19 protein-coding genes are annotated in these 19,352 nt (G+C 28.1%); 7 read left to right on the plus strand and 12 right to left on the minus strand.

The annotated features are described in order from the left end of the window. The first annotated feature begins 56 nt into the window (after positions 1–56). From ACI389_RS05710 to ACI389_RS05740, 7 genes are all read left to right on the plus strand, one after another. The gene (locus tag ACI389_RS05710) at positions 57–1,568 is read left to right on the plus strand and encodes a site-specific DNA-methyltransferase (protein WP_439780605.1); all 1,512 of its coding nucleotides are present in this window, start codon (positions 57–59) and stop codon (positions 1,566–1,568) included. After that, the gene (locus ACI389_RS05715; RefSeq protein WP_439780580.1) at positions 1,558–4,530 is read left to right on the plus strand and encodes a type III restriction-modification system endonuclease; all 2,973 of its coding nucleotides are present in this window, start codon (positions 1,558–1,560) and stop codon (positions 4,528–4,530) included. Before ACI389_RS05710 ends, ACI389_RS05715 begins: the two co-directional genes overlap by 11 nt. A 494-nt stretch (positions 4,531–5,024) precedes the next feature. Beyond that, positions 5,025–5,348, plus strand: a complete 324-nt coding sequence (locus ACI389_RS05720) for an ArsR/SmtB family transcription factor (RefSeq protein ID WP_439780581.1) — start codon at positions 5,025–5,027, stop codon at positions 5,346–5,348. Between the two features lie 16 nt (positions 5,349–5,364). Further along, positions 5,365–5,745, plus strand: a complete 381-nt coding sequence (locus tag ACI389_RS05725) for a putative zinc-binding protein (protein WP_439780582.1) — start codon at positions 5,365–5,367, stop codon at positions 5,743–5,745. A gap of 379 nt (positions 5,746–6,124) precedes the next feature. Continuing rightward, positions 6,125–6,427 carry a hypothetical protein gene (locus ACI389_RS05730; protein WP_439780583.1) on the plus strand — a complete coding sequence of 101 codons (303 nt, stop codon included), beginning with the start codon at positions 6,125–6,127 and terminating at the stop codon, positions 6,425–6,427. A 151-nt stretch (positions 6,428–6,578) separates the two neighbouring features. Next, a complete protein-coding gene (locus ACI389_RS05735) occupies positions 6,579–6,755 on the plus strand; it encodes a hypothetical protein (RefSeq protein ID WP_439780584.1) in 177 nt (58 codons plus the stop codon). A gap of 28 nt (positions 6,756–6,783) precedes the next feature. Next, positions 6,784–7,578, plus strand: a complete 795-nt coding sequence (locus tag ACI389_RS05740) for a DUF169 domain-containing protein (protein WP_439780585.1) — start codon at positions 6,784–6,786, stop codon at positions 7,576–7,578. On the opposite strand, the gene ACI389_RS05745 is transcribed toward ACI389_RS05740, so the two are convergent. From ACI389_RS05745 to ACI389_RS05800, 12 genes are all read right to left on the minus strand, one after another. Further along, positions 7,571–8,080, minus strand: a complete 510-nt coding sequence (locus tag ACI389_RS05745) for a YgjV family protein (RefSeq protein ID WP_439780586.1) — start codon at positions 8,078–8,080, stop codon at positions 7,571–7,573. The genes ACI389_RS05740 and ACI389_RS05745 overlap by 8 nt on opposite strands. After that, positions 8,077–8,556: a methylated-DNA--[protein]-cysteine S-methyltransferase gene (locus tag ACI389_RS05750; RefSeq protein WP_439780587.1), complete on the minus strand. Its 480-nt coding sequence runs from the start codon at positions 8,554–8,556 to the stop codon at positions 8,077–8,079. The genes ACI389_RS05745 and ACI389_RS05750 overlap by 4 nt, the downstream gene beginning before the upstream one ends. A 5-nt stretch (positions 8,557–8,561) precedes the next feature. Next, complete coding sequence (cfbC, locus tag ACI389_RS05755; RefSeq protein ID WP_439780588.1) at positions 8,562–9,356, minus strand: Ni-sirohydrochlorin a,c-diamide reductive cyclase ATP-dependent reductase subunit; 795 nt, start codon at positions 9,354–9,356, stop codon at positions 8,562–8,564. Next, a complete protein-coding gene (locus tag ACI389_RS05760; protein ID WP_439780589.1) occupies positions 9,349–10,596 on the minus strand; it encodes a peptidase U32 family protein in 1,248 nt (415 codons plus the stop codon). Before ACI389_RS05760 ends, cfbC begins: the two co-directional genes overlap by 8 nt. Positions 10,597–10,601: 5 nt before the next feature. Further along, positions 10,602–12,023 (minus strand): amidophosphoribosyltransferase, encoded by a 1,422-nt coding sequence (purF, locus tag ACI389_RS05765; protein WP_439780590.1) that lies wholly within the window; start codon positions 12,021–12,023, stop codon positions 10,602–10,604. A 65-nt stretch (positions 12,024–12,088) separates the two neighbouring features. After that, on the minus strand, positions 12,089–12,973 hold the full coding sequence (locus ACI389_RS05770) for a hypothetical protein (RefSeq protein WP_439780591.1): 885 nt from the start codon (positions 12,971–12,973) through the stop codon (positions 12,089–12,091). A gap of 9 nt (positions 12,974–12,982) precedes the next feature. Beyond that, positions 12,983–13,951 carry a UDP-glucose 4-epimerase GalE gene (gene galE, locus ACI389_RS05775; RefSeq protein ID WP_439780592.1) on the minus strand — a complete coding sequence of 323 codons (969 nt, stop codon included), beginning with the start codon at positions 13,949–13,951 and terminating at the stop codon, positions 12,983–12,985. A 10-nt stretch (positions 13,952–13,961) separates the two neighbouring features. Further along, positions 13,962–15,143, minus strand: a complete 1,182-nt coding sequence (locus ACI389_RS05780) for an NAD(P)/FAD-dependent oxidoreductase (RefSeq protein ID WP_439780593.1) — start codon at positions 15,141–15,143, stop codon at positions 13,962–13,964. A gap of 4 nt (positions 15,144–15,147) precedes the next feature. Next, complete coding sequence (locus tag ACI389_RS05785; protein WP_178785130.1) at positions 15,148–15,315, minus strand: 4Fe-4S binding protein; 168 nt, start codon at positions 15,313–15,315, stop codon at positions 15,148–15,150. 165 nt (positions 15,316–15,480) lie between these two features. Then, positions 15,481–15,939, minus strand: a complete 459-nt coding sequence (locus ACI389_RS05790; protein ID WP_439780594.1) for an ATP-binding protein — start codon at positions 15,937–15,939, stop codon at positions 15,481–15,483. Next, the gene (locus ACI389_RS05795; protein ID WP_294005385.1) at positions 15,896–17,575 is read right to left on the minus strand and encodes a GH3 auxin-responsive promoter family protein; all 1,680 of its coding nucleotides are present in this window, start codon (positions 17,573–17,575) and stop codon (positions 15,896–15,898) included. Before ACI389_RS05795 ends, ACI389_RS05790 begins: the two co-directional genes overlap by 44 nt. Positions 17,576–17,579: 4 nt before the next feature. Continuing rightward, positions 17,580–19,352: an ABC transporter ATP-binding protein gene (locus tag ACI389_RS05800; RefSeq protein ID WP_292761995.1), complete on the minus strand. Its 1,773-nt coding sequence runs from the start codon at positions 19,350–19,352 to the stop codon at positions 17,580–17,582.

Raw genomic sequence — 19,352 nt, forward strand, 5'->3', positions numbered from 1 at the left:
TAGAAGTCCTTAAACTATTACAGAAAACTTATTATAATAAAATTAAAGCCATTTATATTGACCCACCATATAATACTGGAAAAGAATTTGTTTATTCTGACGATTATAAAGATAATTTAGATAATTATCTAAAAATTACTGGTCAAAAATCAGATTCAGAAAAAAATATTAAATTAACTACCAATACTGAAATTCAAGGCCGTTATCATAGTAATTGGTTGAATATGATGTATCCTAGATTAAAATTAGCTAGAAATTTATTAACAGAACAAGGAGTTCTGTTTATGAGTATTAATGATTCTGAAATAGAAAATCTTAAAAAATTAGCTAATGATATATTTGGTGAAGAAAATGTTGAAATCATGATATGGGAAAAAGTAACTGGAAGTGAAAATGCAGGTTCAGGGAAAATGAAAGTTACAAAACGTTTTCGTAAAGATCATGAATATATAATTGTATGTTATAAATCTAAAGAGAATACATTATTCAACAAACCTTTACGTATTAAAAAAACAAAGAATGAATATGGTAATACTGATAATGACCCTAGAGGAAATTGGATGAGTTGTGAAATATGTAAAAGTGAAAATAAGTCTAACCCTAATGGTAAAAATTATTTTGAAGTTACAACTCCTGCAGGTATGAAAATTTCTAGACAATGGCATTATAGTTATGATGAATTAATGGAATTAGATAATGATAATAGGATATACTGGGGAAATGGTAAAATTATACCTAGATTAAAAAAATTTTTAAATGAACCTTCACCAACAACACCTACTTCAGTTATTATGGGAATGTACACTCAAACAGAAGGTAATAATGATTTAAAAGAATTAAACCTAAATTTTGATAATCCAAAACCTGTAAATTTAATAAAATGGTTTTTAGAATTTTTTGATGATGATGAGTGCATTGTATTAGATTTCTTCTCCGGATCTGCTACTACTGCACAATCTACTATGGAATTAAATTCTACAGATAATCACCATCGTAAATTTATTATGGTTCAAATTCCTGAAGCTACTGATGAAAAATCAGATGCTTTCAAAGCAGGTTATAAAAATATTTGTGAAATTGGTAAAGAAAGAATCAGAAGAGCTGGAGATAAAATAATTGAAGAATCAAATAATAAAAATTTAGATATTGGTTTTAAAGTTTTTAAATTAGACTCTTCTAACTTAGAAAAATGGGATCCTAATTTTAATAATATCCAACAGTCTTTACTTATAGATCAAATCAAAAATGATAGAACGAATGATGATTTAATTTATGAAATAATACTAGAATATGGAAAAGATGGTATTGATTTAACTTCACCAATTGAAAAACATGATAATATTTATTCTATTGATTCTGGAACATTAATAATATGTTTAGATGATAATATTACAACCGAAATAACTGATAGTATTTTAGAAATTTCTAAAAATCCATCTGATTCAAAAGTTGTATTTAAAGATAGTGGATTTGCAACAGATTCTGATAAAGCCAATATAAAGGAAATATTGAAAACAAATAATATTGATGAGTTTATAACAATATATGAGATTAAGTATGAAACTTAAATTTGATTCAAATCTTGATTATCAGACTGAAGCTGTAAATGCAGTTACTGATTTATTTAAAGGTCAAAATTCTATGCATCAATATTTCACTGTTACCGGTCAAGCTACTTTAAATTCTACTCAAGGCATTGGTAATAAAATAGACATATCAAATGAGGATATTTTAGAAAATTTAAGAAACGTGCAATCTTATCATAAGCTTGCACCATCTGAAACACTTTCAAGTTTAGATTTTAATATTGAAATGGAAACTGGTACTGGTAAAACATATGTTTATTTAAAAACAATTTTTGAACTTAATAATAAATATGATTTTACAAAATTTATTATTGTAGTTCCAAGTGTTGCTATTAAAGAAGGGGTAAATAAAACTATTGAAATTACAAAAGAACACTTTAAAGGATTATATGATAATGTAATTTATGATCATTTTGTTTATGATTCATCAAAATTAGAACAAGTACGTAACTTTGCAGTTAATTCTAATATTCAAATAATGATTATTAATATTGATGCATTTAATAAAAGTTTTAAAGACCCATCTAAAGAAATTAAAGCAAATATTATTCACAGAGAACAGGATAAATTAAGTGGATATAGACCTATTGATTTAATAGCTGAAACTAATCCTATTGTAATTATTGATGAACCTCAATCTGTAATGGGTGGTAAAGGTGAAGAGGCTATTTCATATCTTAATCCTTTATGTACTTTAAGATATTCTGCAACTCACAAAGAAATTCAAAATCTTATTTATAAACTTGATGCAGTTGATGCATCTGAAATGGAACTTGTAAAACAAATTGAAGTTGCTGGTTTTGAATCTGAAGGTTATCATAATGAAACATATTTAAAGTTAATTTCAACCAATAATAAATCTGGTTCTATATCTGCAAAGATTGAAATTGATGCTAATGTAAAAGGTTCAATTAAAAGAAAAACAGTTACTGTTAAACAAGGTAGTGATTTATCAGAAAGCAAATTAAGTAATCGTGAAATTTATAATGGTTATGTTGTTGATGAAATATATTGTGAAGAAGGAAATGAATATGTAACATTTACTCAAAAAGATGAAATTTTAACTATTGGTAAAGTCTTTGGTGATGTAGATGATTTAAAACTTAAAAAAGCTCAAATTCATAAAACTATTGAAGAACATTTAGATAAAGAGCTAACATTTGCAAAGATGGGTAAAAAAATTAAAGTATTAAGTTTATTTTTCATTGATAAAGTAGCTAATTACAGACAATACGACTCAGATGGAAATCCTGTTAAAGGTCCATATGCTGAGATATTTGAAGAAGAATATAAAAAAGTTATTCAAAAACCTAAATATTCCACTTTATATAATTATGTTGATTTAGATCGTTTAGCAGAAGAAGTTCATAATGGATATTTTTCTATTGATAAAAATGGAAAAGTAAAAGATACAAAAGAAACAAAAACAGGAAAAATTAAGATATATAGAGATGATGAATCAGCTTTTAATTTAATTATGAAAGATAAAGAAAAACTTTTAAGTTTTGATACTCCATTAAAATTTATTTTCTCACACTCAGCACTGAGAGAAGGTTGGGATAACCCGAATGTTTTCCAAATTTGTACTTTGAATGAAACTAATTCCACCATGAAAAAACGCCAAGAAATTGGTAGAGGATTAAGATTATGTGTAAATCAAGATGGTGAACGTATACACGATAAAACAGTTAATACATTAACTATAATGGCAAATGAATCTTACGAAGACTTTGCAAAGAATCTTCAAAAAGAAATAGAAGATGAAACTGGAATTAAATTCGGTACAATTCAAGAAGATGCTTTTGCACATATTTCATGGATAAATAAAAAAGGCGTTGAAGAACCATTAGGAAAACAACATTCACTAGATATTTTCAAGTACTTTAAATACAAAAAATATATTAATGCTAAAGGTAAAATACAAGAAGCTCTTAAAGTTGCTGTAAGAGATGGAACCGTTGAGGTTCCTGAAGATTATGCTCAAATTAGAGAAGAAATTGTTAAAGTTGTTGAAAAACCAACCAAAGGTCTTAAAATACGTGATGTTAATAAACGTCGTCAAGTTAAACTTAAAGAAGGTATTTTAAACAATGAAGAATTTAAATTATTCTGGGATAAAATTAAACATAAAACAACATATTCTGTTGAGTTTGACAGTGAAGAGTTAATTTCAAAATGTATTAAGGTAATGCAAGACCGCTTAAATATTCAATCACCAAAATTATTATACACAAAAAGTGGTTTGACTATTGAGGCATCTGGTGTTAATTATAATGAAAATGGAATTATAAGTACTGCTTACTCTGAAGAAGATGAAATAGCTCTTCCAGATATTGTTAAGTACTTACAAAACGAAACTGATTTAACTAGAAAAACTATTGTTCGTATTTTAATAGAAAGTGATACTTTAAATCAATTTAAAAAAAATCCTCAAGAATACATGCAAGAAACTGCTAAATTAATCAATAAAGTAATGAGTGAATTGATTGTCGATGGTATTAAATATACAAAAACTGATGATGCATATTCACAAGAATTATTTAAAAATGAAGAATTATTTGGTTATTTAGAAAAGAACCTTGTTGAAGCAAATCACTCAGTTTATGACTACATTATTTATGACAGTGAAAATGAAAAGACATTTGCTGAAAGATTAGATAATGATCCTGATGTAAAACTATTTGCTAAACTTCCAAGTTGGTTTAAAATCAAAACTCCTATTGGAAATTATAATCCTGATTGGGCAGTGATGCTAGATGAAGGATATGAAGAAAAAATGTATTTTGTTGTTGAAACAAAAGGAACAATAGAATATCATGGCAATAGACCTAAAGAAGAATATAAAATTGAATGTGGTAAAAAACACTTTGCAGCTTTAGGTAATGATGTGAAATTTACAGAATCTAATTCATATGAAAACTTTAAAAAGAATATTGAAAGTTAATACTTTAAAGAGTATAAATTAAAATCGCTAGAAAATCATAGAATAGGTTTTCTAGCAATTATTTAATTTATAAATCATTATATTTTCTCATTATAAGATTGTTTAAATAATTCCATAAAGTAGAGAACTTCATCAATTTCTTTAATTTGAATTTCACAATATCTAGTTCCCAAACGACCCATATTAAAAAAATAATAGTGATAACATGGAAAGAAAATATATCAATATCAATTTATTAAATTATGAGAGATTATTAAATATGAGTCATGAAATGACATAATTACTAGATTATTAAATGATTATGAATCAATTAAAGATTTAATTGATGCAGATGAAGAATTTGAAAATAAACAAGGAATTCATTCTCTTCATTAGATGAACTTGATGAATATTTAAATGATTAAATCAACCTGCACTAAGATTTAATCAAAGCTATTCATTTTTTAAAATAACATATCGACATATTTAAATATATCAAAATAATATTATTATACATGTCAATTGAAAATTGTGACACACACTGTTCAGTTGAAGATTTAATTAACACATTACCTTCAGATAAAACTCTTGAAGAAAATGCAGCAGTATTAAAATCTTTAGCTGACCCTACTCGATTAAAAATAATTCATCTATTGAAAAATGGAGAATTATGTGTCTGTCAGATATTGGAAGCTATTGATAAATCCCAATCCACCATATCTCATCATTTAAATATGATGAAAAAGGAAGGCATTTTATCCACACGCAAACAAGGAAAATGGATTTATTATAAACTAACCAATGAAGACATAATAGAAAATCTTGAAAGAATATTTTAATAATGAGATGATAATAATGAATGATAAAATAGCTTTAGCTTCTTGTAATGGAATGAGTGCTAATGGACTAGTGTCTCGTGTAGCAGTTGGAGACTGTAAAAAAGAAAATGATAATGTCATATCAATTTGTATGGGATCAATTTCAGCAGATACTGAAGGAAAAAACGATGATATGCTTAAAAAATTCCCAATTATTGCAATAAACGGATGTGATAATGGATGTGTGAACAAAATCTTAAATAACAAAGGCATCACCGTTTCCAAAACTATTGGAGTTGGAGATGTGCTAAAAGAACATAATGTAGTTTCAACAGACCCTTTTAGATTAGATAGTGACGGGGAAAAATGCGTGGAAATTATTAAAAACAAAATAAATGATGAGTTACAAACAATATGAATTATAAAAGATTAAAGGAACTACTTAAAAATCCAGAAATACAAACTATTACTTAGTATGTTGATGTACTTCAAAGAATTAGATATGAACTTGATACTCCTTAAGTTAAACCAATTCCACATTCCACAGTAATCAATAATTTAAAAAAGATAATATAAATTAATAATTAACTGGAGAGTGTTATTTATTCCACTTTTAAGACATATTAAAAATAATAAAGAGGTATTAAGAAATTTACCAGCAGATATGCGAGAGGAATTAATTACATTGGAAGATATTATTCCAGATCATATTTTTATCTCCTCTTTGTTATAATGATCCAGTTTTTAATAAAGAAAAACGTGAATTATTAAATAAGAGGACAGATATTCTTGCAAAAATGTATTTTGTTAGGGCTAATCGTGAAGAATTAGCTGAGAACGACCCAGAGTATAATCCATTTTACGCTAGAATGAACATCAAAACTGATGAATGTGTTGAGTTTGTTAAAAAATACTCTCAATTTAAAGACATCATAGAATCCATTGTCTTCAATGAGATTGGTAGTGACGACATTGTGAAAGAAATTCCTATTGATGAGTATTTAGCTAAATATGCTAAACCAATTTCACATTCCGAATTAACCAATAATTCTAAAAAAAGAAAAACCAGACAAAGCCAAGCTTTAAACAAAAAAAAATAAAAAATCTGATTCAAAATTAAAAATTAAGAAAATACTTAAAGATTATAAAGACGATACATTAGTTAGCATTGCTGGTGGATTTAATAACACAGATTTATTTAATAAAGGTTCCATTTTCAATATTGTAAAAGAACCAGATAATTTATATGATATGGAAGCTATTGCAGTCAAACAGAACAATGAAACAATAGCTTATATTGCAAATAGTATTAACACTGATGTGAGAGGAACTATGAGTGCAGGTAGGATTTATGATAAATTTAATAATGATGCTAAGATTGAACTTATTTTTGTAGATAATCCAATCATAGCAAAATTAATTATCTGAATTTAATATCCAATTTATGAGGGAGAATATGCCAAGCAATATATCAAAAGAAATGAAAATGAAATTTCCACCAATTATATTAATTAAAAGTAACAAAAAACCTGAAGATGCAAAAGCACCTAAATCCAGAGGATGTGTAATGAGTCTTGTTGCACAAACAATAACTAAGCGCATAACTACTTGTTTTGGGCGTGAACATATTGCTTGTGGTGGAGTTTCAGTAGGTTTTGGTTGGGGAGATGGATTTAAGGATGGAAATGCAATGGATTTCCAAGCATCATTTTTATCCTGTGGCATTGAATCAACTCCAGATAAAGAAAAATATCTAGAAAAACTAAGCCACATGCCAAAACCAACCCAAGAAATGTTTAAACATGGCGAGAGAATTTATAGTGATTTTGAAACTGCAAAGGAAAATATAAAATCTAGACCAGTTTATGATAGCGAAGATTATGTGATTTTTAAAGGATTAGAAAATTTAAAAGAAGATGAAATTCCTGATTCTGTAATATTTACCGTTAATCCAATTGAATTAACTGCATTAATTCAGATAAACACTTCATTTAGACTTAAAGATGCTTATCTTTTAACTCCACAGGCATCTGGATGTCAAGCTATTGGATGTTTTACTTTTAGAGAAAGTGAAAGTGATAATCCAAAACCTGTTTTAAGTCCTATTGATTTTGCAGCACGCAGTAAAATGAAACATTTTATTCCTAATGATTATTTAATAATTTCAATGCCTTGGAAATTGTTTTTAAAATTAGAAGAAATAAGTAAAAAAAGTGTTCTTCAAACTGGAATGTTTAAAAAATTCATTTAGAATAAATTAATCTAAATAATGAAATTAATCCAACAGTTACAGTAATACTTTCAATGACTGTTGATGAAATATCCCATATTGCAATAAAATACATTATATAGATTATACTGTTTAGAATAAATCCCATTTTAATTGATTTAATTGATTTTAAATAGTAATTACATAATGTAAGTTGCACTAAAGCAAGAATTGGTAATAATCCAATAAGGCCCATAGTATTTACTAAACAACCTACAATTACAGAAATGATAATGAAAATTACAGTCCAGTTAAATGTCAATTTATCTTTATAGACCATTGCATTTCTTGATGCTGCAATTGCCATAGTTACAACACCTGTCCATGATAAAAAGAATACTGAAGAAATCATCAGAATAAAAGCATTTAGAAATTGATATTTATATGCTTCTTTTTCATCATTGACCCACATGCTAAGTAAGATGAAAATACCTGCAATAAATGATATTACATTGCCTATGACAATATTAACGGGTAAATTCATAGTATCTTTTCTAACTTCAATAATTCTATTTTTTTATTTATGCCTCCAGCATATCCTGTTAATTTACCATTTGTACCTAATACACGATGACATGGTATTAAAATAGAAATAGGATTATGTCCAACAGCACCACCAACAGCTTGTGCAGACATGTTTGAAGATATCATTGATGCAATCTCACCATAAGTTAGTGTCTCACCGTAAGGAATGCTACATAATATTTCCCACACCTTTAGTCTAAACTCACTACCTTGAGGTTTCAATTTAAAATCGATTTTTGGATTTAATCCATCGAAATAATCATCAAACCACTTTTTAAGCCTTTTAAAAATCGCTAAATCATTATTTTCAACGGTTTCATCAACTGTATCCTTGAAGAATTTCTGATTATAAAACCAAACACCACAAATAGCTTCACCGTCGCTTACAAAAAGCATTTCACCTATTGGAGAATTATAGCTGGTTGAATAATGCATGTTATCTATAAATATGACTTGAAAAATAGCTCAAATTCTTCATCATCCATTGGCTCTGGAGTTGATATGTTTTCATTAGACATTATACTTGAAGCAAGGTTAATGTATTCTTGTGTTTCTTTACTTTCAGGGTATTTTTCTATAACTGTTTTTGCATCTAATTCAGCTTCTTGAATAAGATTACTTCTATGGATAGTACCAATAACATGTGTGCCTATCTTTTTGGCAAAGTCGTTAACAATTCGCTCCTCATTTTCAACATTTCTACAATTACAGATTATACCACTTAAGTTACCTTTAAGCTTTTTAATACCTTTTACAATATTATTTGCAGCATATAATGCCATATATTCTCCAGATGTTACTATTAAAACTTCATCAGCATATTTTTCACGAAGAGGCACTGAAAAACCTCCGCAAACAACATCTCCTAAAACATCATACAAAACAACATCCAAATCCTCATCGAAAATGCCTAGATTTTCAAGGCGTTTCATTGCAACAATAACACCACGTCCAGCACATCCAACACCAGGTTCTGGACCTCCACTTTCAACACATAAAATGTCCTTAAAACCTTTAAAAACTAAATCATCTCTTTCAGGTTTTCTATTATTCTTTAATGTTTGAACAATAGTTGGGATTCTTGAACCGTATAATGTACGTGTTGTATCAGCCTTTGGATCACAACCAATAACCAAACAATTTAAATCATCACTACCCCATACGGCAGATAAATTAGCTACAGTAGTACTTTTTCCAATTCCACCTTTTCCATAAATAGCTATTTTTTTAATCATCAATATTCCTCTCAACTAATTTATAAACAAAGTCTTTTTCTCTAACTTTTGTTGGAATAGCAATCGCTACATTAAAACCTTTTTTAACATTCAAAACAGATTTACCTTCAATTTGCATAGAATCAATAGTATGAATAATAGATCCAGTAGTTTTACCTTGAATGATAATTTTATCCCCAATTTTTAAATCATCCCAGATTCTAAGCTCAGCTGCTTTAGCCCTATTATAATAATTTACAACTTGACCAATATCTTTTTTAATATATTTTGATTGATTATCCTCACTAACCTCAAATGGAGTATTAAAATAAAAATTAGTGTCAAATCCACGATTAAATACACTTTTAAGTTCTTCCATCCATTCATCTTTGACTTTATAGTTTAATGGATCATTATTATAATTATCAATAGCTTGCCTGTAAATTCCAGTAACCATTGCACCATAATCAGGACTTCGAGCTCTTCCTTCAAGCTTAAATGAACTAACTCCACTTTTCATAAGTTCTGGAATATATTCAATCATACACATGTCTTTAGGTGAGAAAAAATTAGTTCTATAACTTCCATCATCACTAGGTGCAATGATAAATGATTCTTCATCAACATCTGAGAAATTTATAACTTTATCATCACCATCTTCATAAGTTAATGTCCAGTTTTTGCGACAAGGCTGCAAGCAATCTCCACAATTAGCACTTCTACCATAAAGACCATAACTTAAAAAACAGCGTCCAGAAATTGCCATGCAAATAGCACCATGAACAAAAACTTCAGTTTCAATTGGAGATTTTTTAGCAAGCTCAGTAATTTCTCCCAAAGAAAGTTCACGGGAGAGAATTGCTCTTTTAGCTCCTAATTTTTTAAGTGTTTTTAGCATATATGAATTTGAAACATTTTGCTGTACACTAATATGAGCTTCAAGACCATTAGATACTGTATTTTCAATTAATCCAATATCTGATAAAATAAGACCATCAATTTCACTAGATGAGATGGTTTCAAGGTTATTATCTAGAGAACAAGCTAACCTTTCATTTAAAATAGTGTTTGTACATAAATAAGTTTTAGCTCCATACTCTTCAGTTATTTTAGATACTTCTTTTAAGTCATCTAGGGAAAAATTTTTAGCATTGACCCTCATATTATAATCATCAAGGCCAAAGTAAACTGCATCAGCACCATTTTCCAAAACAGCACGAAGCGAAATAAAATTTCCTGCTGGAGCTAATAATTCAACCATAATATCTAAGGTTTATAATATGTTTCTGCTTCAAGACCATCTGGAATTTCAGTAGGATACTCTTCATTTATACATCCTAAGCATAAATTATCTTTTGGCATTCCAATAGCCTCAATTAAAGCTTCAATAGTAATATAACCTAATGTATCAATTTCAAGTTGTTCTTGAATTTCTTCAATAGAATAATTAGCAGCAATCAACTCTTTTTTAGTTGCCATAGCTACACCATAGAAACAAGGAGAAATAACTGGTGGACAACCTACTAAAAAATGAATTTCAGCTGGTTCTGCTTCTTTTACAAGATCTAATAATTTTTTAGAAGTAGTTCCTCTTACAATACTATCATCTATTAAAATAATTCTTTTACCTTTAATAGCATCCTTAATAGGGTTTAATTTAAGTCTAACTGCTAACTCACGTTCTTCTTGAGTTGGCATGATAAATGTTCTTCCAACATACCTGTTTTTAATTAAACCTTCACCATATGGAATTCCAGAAGCTCTTGAATATCCAATAGCTGCAGGAATAGATGAATCAGGTACAGGAATTACAACATCAGCATCAATAGGATATAATTCATGTAATTGACGACCAATATTCATTCTGCTTTCATATACATTAACACCATCAATTGTACTATCTGGTCTTGCAAAATACACATATTCAAACATACAGTGAGAAAGTTTACAATCCTTTGTAATTTCTAACATGTGGGATTTAATTTCATTATCTTTGAAGAATACTACTTCACCAGGTTTTATATCCCTAATAAATTTTGCATTAATTACATCAAATGCAACAGTTTCAGAAGCAAGAATGAATTCATCATCTCTTTGTGCAACTGCAAGTGGTTTAATTCCCATAGGATCACGCACTCCATATAACTCACCATTTATTAAAATAGTTAATGCATAAGATCCAACAAGTTTTTTAGAAACAGATTCAATTGAATCAATTATATCTTTACCATTATCACAATGCTCTTTTTTAAGCATGTAACAAATAACTTCAGAATCAGTATCAGATTTAAATTCATAACCTTCATTGATTAATTCATTTCTTAACTCTTCAGAGTTTACAATGTCTCCATTATGAGCCATAGCAATAAATCCATCATCAAAATCAGTTACAAAAGGTTGTGAATTTTCAAGTCTTGATTGACCGGTTGTGGAATATCTTACATGTCCAATAGCCATGCTTCCTTGAAGATTTTGGATTTCATAATCTTTAAAAACATCAGTTATTAAACCCATACCACAATAGTAATTCAATCCTTTTTCTGGATTATAAGTAGCAATTCCTGCTGATTCTTGACCTCTGTGCTGTAAAGCATACAAACAATAATAAACAAAAGATGCGACATTCTTAGATTCATCAGGACAATGAATTCCAACAATACCACACTTATCTTCCATCTCTCCTTGCATTTATAAACTCCCTTATTAGTAGTATATTTGTAATTATAATTTAACTAGTATAAAAAAATAATTGTTTAATCCCAAAAATTTTCAAAAGTATTCGAAATATCATAATCTTCTTGTGTATTTTCCACTTCTTTAACACTAGATTCTTTTTTTAAATCTTCGGCATTATCATCAACAAATATTAATGCAGTTTTAATAATTTTTAACCATTCAATAGCTTTTTCTTTTGATTTTGAAGCAATAAATCCTTGACCAACAATAATATCCTCTGGTTTAAATTTATCAGTTGCAATAACAAGTCTATCAGCATCCAATAAATCTTGTCTAAATGTCTCCTGCCATAAATCATCTAAATTAAATATTTCAAGAATTTCTTTAGAATAAATATCTTCATAACGCAATTTAAATGCATTAAAATCAGCTTTTAACTCTTTAATATCTTCTATTAATTCTTTATTTTCCTGAGTTAAAACTTCATTTTCTTTAAGAACTTGATTATAATCATCTAATAAATTATTATAATTATGAGTTACTTTCATTAACTTGTTTTCTAATGTATGAATATTTATTAGATTTAAAGAATAAGATAATGTTGATTTTATTATTGAATTTAAAATCTCTTTTTCAGCTAATTTAAAATCAATAGACTCATCTTCAACAATAATATTATTATAATCAAATAATCCTATATGATTAAAATCAGTTTTTAATTCATTAAAAAGAATATTATAAGTTTCATCACTACCATACCCACCAATTAAAAGAATATCTGCACCACTAGCTACTTTTTTAACAATGCCTAATTCCATAGTGGGAATAATGGATGAAACAACAATATTATAATCCTGCTCAAGATTAATATTACTAACAGCTTTTGAAACTATCTGTGCAATATCCAAACTTGAGACAATTATACGAATATCTATCTTTGATTCATGACTTTCATTTTCCATGAACATTACCTAAATCACATTAATTTTTTTATGCCAATCCCAAGCAGACTCAACAATTTTTTCTAAGTTGTATTGAGGAGTCCAACCTAATTTTTCTTTAATTTTATTTGAATCAGCTATTAATATATCAGGATCACCTTCACGGCGTTCATCAATTTTAACTTCAAAGTCACGACCAGTGACTTTCTTACACATATCAATTACTTCACGAACAGAATATCCTTGACTATTTCCAAGATTAAAAACATTAGATTCATTTTCATTGCATAAATATTCATATGCTTTAATATGTGCATCAGCTAAATCATTTACATGAATATAATCTCTGATACATGTTCCATCTTGTGTATTATAATCATCACCAAAAATAGAAATGCTTTCACGTTTTCCAATAGCAGCATCTAATATTAATGGAATTAAATGAGTTTCAGGGTCATGAAACTCACCAATTTCACAATCAAAATCTGCTCCTGCAGCATTAAAGTATCTTAAAGCTACAAAGTTAAAATCGCCTTTTTCAGCTTCTCTTTCAAGAGCTTTTTCAGTAATAAATTTAGAATGTCCATAAGGATTAATTGGTTTTAAATCATGATTTTCAGTGATTGGAACTTTCTCAGGATTTCCATATACTGCTGCAGTAGAAGATAAAATAAATTTATTAACTCCAAATTCTCTCATTATCTGTAAAAGATTTAAAGTATTTTTATAATTGTTTTTAAAATATTTTTGAGGTATTTTAATTGATTCTGCTACTGATGAAAATGCAGCAAAGTGAATAACACAATCAATATCATAATTTTCAAAAACTTCTCTAAGGTTTTTGCTTCCAATATCATAATTTTCAAAATTGCCCCATTTAACAAAGTTTTCATAACCTTTACATAAATTATCAACTACGACAGTATCATAACCTGCATTATGTAATGCTTTATTTGTATGAGAACCAATATATCCTGCACCACCAGTAATAAGAATCATATAAAATCACCTAAATAAATTTACCTAATTTGACTAATGCTTTTGGAGATACTTTAATTACTTTTTTAACAAGTTCAGTAGTTGAAATCTTATCAAAAGTTGCCCCTTCAAATGAATGTGCAAGTTCATTTAATTCTTCATCAGATAAAGTAAGTAAATACTCTTGTACTTTTTTATATCTTTTAATTTCATGATCTAATTCAGCATGTGCCATTTCATCATATTTTTTCAAGAATTTTCTAGAACAGTTTTCTTCATTAATAGCTTGAGCAGCTACTTTACCAGCACACATTCCACCAGTCATACCGCTGATAATTCCTCCACCAGTTAATGGATTTACTTGTCCAGCAGCATCTCCACAGACTAAAATATTATCATCATAGAGTTTTTTGGTCATTCCAGCAACAGGATCTCCACCAACATTTATTTCAACAGCTTGAGCATTTTTTAAGTAAGGAGATTTTGCAACAAAATCATCTAAATATTCAATAGCAGTTTTTTCAGCCATATGAGGTAAGATTGCTAAACCAACATTTGCAATGTCATCTCCTTTAGGGAAAATCCATACATATCCCCCAGGTGCACATGAACCTAAGTAAAACTCAATTACTCCAGGTTTTTCAAATTCTACATTACACATTTCATATTGTACACCAGATTCCATTTCTTTAGCTTTTGCAGCTGGTCTTAAACCTGCCCATCTTGCAACATGACCTTCAGGACCATCAGCTGCGATTAATATTTTACATTTAAAAACTTCTTCTTTACCCATGGATTCAGTGAATACTAAGTAACCATTTTCAATTTTTTCAATACCAGTTACTAAAGTTTTGATTCTGATTTCAGCACCTGCTCTTGCAGCATCCATCGCCATATGTTTATCAAATACTTTTCTTTCTAAAACGTAACCTGCTTCAGGTAGTTTTACTTCATCTTTTGTTAGCCAAACATCAGTAGTATCAGGAGTTTGAATTCTTACACCTTGGATTTCTTGAGTAATCCAACGAGGTGAAGGTTCAATACCTAATTTTTCAAGTCCTTGAATTGAAACACCTTCAGCACATCTTTTTGGTGCACCAATTTCAGATTTTTTATCCATTAAAATAACTTTTGCTCCACCTAATGCAGCATGTTTTGCTGCACTTGATCCCGCAGGTCCAGAACCTACTACAATTACATCAGTTTCAATCATATAATCAGTCCTCTTTTTCTAATGCATCTATTGGACATGCTTTAATACATGTATCACAATCTTTACAGTCATCATCATTAAATACTAATGAATATTCTCTTACTTGGATTAAATTTCTTGGGCAAACCCCAGCACACTCACCACAAAATGAGCACCAATCTTTAACTATCATAAAAATTCTCCTTAAGTCTAAAATTTATATTATACATAATATATTTTTTATTATATAAAATGTTTAGTGAAAAAATAATTATTCAGATATAATTAAAGTTTATCTAAAATAAAAAAAAGTAATTTTCCCCTTAAGGGAAAAGTTAATATTCCTTAAAAGGAATCACTAATTTAAAATTTTATGAATAGTTAAAATGTTTTTATTGTCAACTCTTTCATACTCTATTACATCAACATTTTTTTTAATGAGAAGAATACCTAACCCACCAATTTCACGTTCATCAGAACTTAATGTAGTATCAGGTGTAGCTTGTTCTAGAGGATTGAAATATTCACCTTCATCAATTAATTTTATTATAATTTCTAATTGATGGTTTGAAATTATGTCAACTAAAAATTCAACTATTCCTTTATCATTATATGCATAATTGCTGATATTAGTAAAAATTTCTTCTAATACTAATTTAAGTTTCATAACAGCTAATTCATCAGTATCATAATCTTCCAATAATCTATTTAATTCATTGAAGATATTCTCTAATTCACTAACATCCGCATCAAATACAAGTTTTTTCATATTATCAAAGTTCCCTAAGAGCATAGAAGAATTTTCTTTGAACTTCATTTACTATTATTCTAGGGGGTTTAAGCTGAACTACACTTACTCCTTTCATAGCCATAAGATCCCTGTAAAGCATAAATGTTTCTTTTTGTAATATTTCAAGTTTTGTTTCACCAAAAGTATTATTTTCAATTTTAGAACCAAATGAAGGATTTGCTTTACCAAGATTTTTTTCTAAATCGGCTCTGAGAGCCTCAACATCGATATCATCTATGTTATCTGGTTCTATTAAGAAATTATAATTCATTGGAACAGCTTCAGTATCTGCAAATACTGTAAAATCAACACAGTCGAAGCCATATTTCTCTTCACATTGTTTTACTGATTCTCTTAAAGCTTCTTCAGTAGTTTTTTCTCCAGTTAAATTCACAGTCTGATTTAAACGATATTTGAATGTAATTTCAGGTAGAGTATTATGCATTCCAGTTACTCTTACAACATCCTTTATTTTATATCTATAAAATCCAGATAAATTTGTTAAAATTATTTCATAATCTTTTCCAACTTCTAGCTGATCAATTGTTAATAGATTATCATAACCCTCCTGTTCAACAGGTCTAAACTCAAAGAATATTGCATTTGGAATTAATACACTGTTTTTATTATTTAATTCCAATGGTGTTGAGAAAATTCCCTCTGAAGCTTGCAATCCTAAATATAATATTGGAGTTTCTTCATTAGCATATTTTTCTCTTATTTTTTCAACATATGTTTCAAATGTTGATGTTCCAATTCCTTCAAATGCCTGAATATCTGGCCATATTGATTTAACAAAAGTATTATCAATTGGTTTAGAGAATATTTCTTCTAATTCATCAGCTCTTTCAGGCATTGGAGTCAATTTTTCTTCTAAAATTTCTCTTGTCTCAGGAGATAAATTAATTGAAGAATTAATTGTTCCATTCCTAATATCTTCAATTAACATCTCATGATTATCCTCCATATATCTTAAAATTTCCAAGAAATAGCTGAAATATGCAGAAATAACGATAGTTGTGTTTTTTTCACGAAGTGCATATAATGATTGAAGATAATGTGTATCTAAATCTCCTTGCGGAACAAGAACTTCTGCAGGGCTTGTTGATAAAATATCAAAATAATCTTTCATATTATCTGCTAATTTTGCAGTTAAAGCACCATATGTAGCTCCAGAAGGTACAGATGAAATATTATATTGTCCAATTATGAATATTTTTCCCTCTTTCCATTTATCTCCTAATTCTTCTGTGATTAAGTGTAATACAAAAGGTAGAGAATATAAGAAATTCAATTGTTGTGCTACTTCACTAATTGGTATTTTTTTAGGGTTTCCAAGTGTTCCTGAAGATTTATTATAATGTTTTACAGGATAAACTGTTAAAAGATTTTCTACACCTTGAAATACCATTGGAATTAAAAAATCAATATAATCATCATATTCAGATATTGGGACCTTTTCCTGATATTCTTTAATAGATTTAATATTTTTAAAGTCATATTTTATCCCATATGCAGTGTCTTTATTGTCATTTAATATTTTCATTAATAATTCTTCATTGGTTTTCTTTGCATCAAGACTAAATAGCTCTAATTGTTTATGAGCCTTTGAAGGAGCATCTAATAACTCCCCATATATCTTCTTTCTTATTTCACGTTCCATATTATCACTCACTTTTAATTGATCCACTTTTATACATCTCTGCATATAATCCATTTAATTCTAATAATTCTTTATGATTTCCAACTTCTTTTATATCCCCATTTTTCATGAAAATAATTTTATCTGCATTTTTAATTGTAAATAATCTATGAGCTATTATAAATGTTGTTCTACCTTTCATCATTTCTTCCATAGCTTTTGTAACTAATAGTTCTGTTCTTGTATCCATTTGACTTGTAGCTTCATCCAAAATCAATATTTTAGGATCAGATATTATTGTACGAGCTAAAACTAACAATTGTTTTTCACCAACACTTAAATTAGTATTTTCTTCACTGATGATAGTGTCATAACCATCAGGTAAAAGATTTATAAATTTATCACAACCTACTAACTCAGCAGCTTTATGAATATCTTCAATTGTTGGATTTTCCATTCCATATCCAATATTTTCAGCTATTGTTCCTTCGAAAACCCAACTGTCTTGGAGAACCATTCCAAAACTTTTCCTAAAATCATCTCTCTTAATTCTATAAATATTTTTACCATCTAAATATATAACTCCATCATTTATATCATAGAATCTCATTAATAAATTAACGATTGTGGTTTTTCCAGCTCCTGATGGTCCTACAATTGCATTTGTTGTACCTGATTTTGCAATAAAATTAACATCATTCATTAATATTTTATCTTCAGTATATCCAAATTTAACATTTTTAAATTCAATCTCACCTTTAACATCCTTTTCAAGGAGATGTTCACTATTTTCAAAGTCTTTTTCTTCTTCTGCATTTAAAACATCTAAAATATTCTCTAAACTACTAAGTCCAGATTGTAGTATGTTAAGATTATTTCCAATAGTTGTTAATGGCTCAGTCAACATTTGCCCATATAAAATAAATGCTAAAAATGTTCCTATTGTAAGACTTCCAGAGATTATAAAGTATCCTCCGAAAACACAAATACCAATATATCCTATATTTGTTAAAATAGTGTTAATAGGTATAATAAATCCTGAATAAAACCTAGATTTAAAGAAAGATTCAAATATTTGATGATTAATTTTATCAAATTTATCTAATGATTTTTCTTCCATATTATAGGATTTTACAATCAGATGATTATTGAAATTATCTCCAATTACTCCATTCAATTTACCAACAAGCATCTGTTGTTTTTTAAATTGTACTTTTGTTTTATTACTTATGAAATTGAGAATACCAAAGGATAATGGAATTAATATAAGATAAATAATACTTAATTCAACATTTAAAATTAACATCATTACAATAACAAGAACTATGATAATAAATTGAACAAAGATAGTAACTAATGTACTACTTATCATTGATTCAACACTACTCATATCATTTGTTAATCTAGCTATGATATCCCCACTTGGAGTTGAGTCAATGTAATTTATAGGAACATTATGCATTTTTTCATGTAACTCATATCTTAATTTTAAAGATACCCTACTGCTTATAAAAATCATCATACGGTCAGAAACCATCTTTAATAAATTTCCAACAACATAAAGGACTAATAATGATATAAGGAGAGTTATTATTATATTTTCATTAAATACATTTGTAGTTGCAAATTTTGAAAATTCATCAGTTATTTTCCCAGCAACATTTGGAGCATATGCTAAACAAAAAGTTCCAATAACCATTAATGCAATGGCTAAAATAAATTTATTTTTATCTTTCCCAATTAATTGGTAAATAGTTTTAAGTAATCCTTTATAAGAATTTTTATCATTTTTAACCAT

This window comes from Methanobrevibacter sp. (assembly GCF_051877095.1).
Taxonomy (GTDB): Archaea; Methanobacteriota; Methanobacteria; order Methanobacteriales; family Methanobacteriaceae; genus Methanocatella.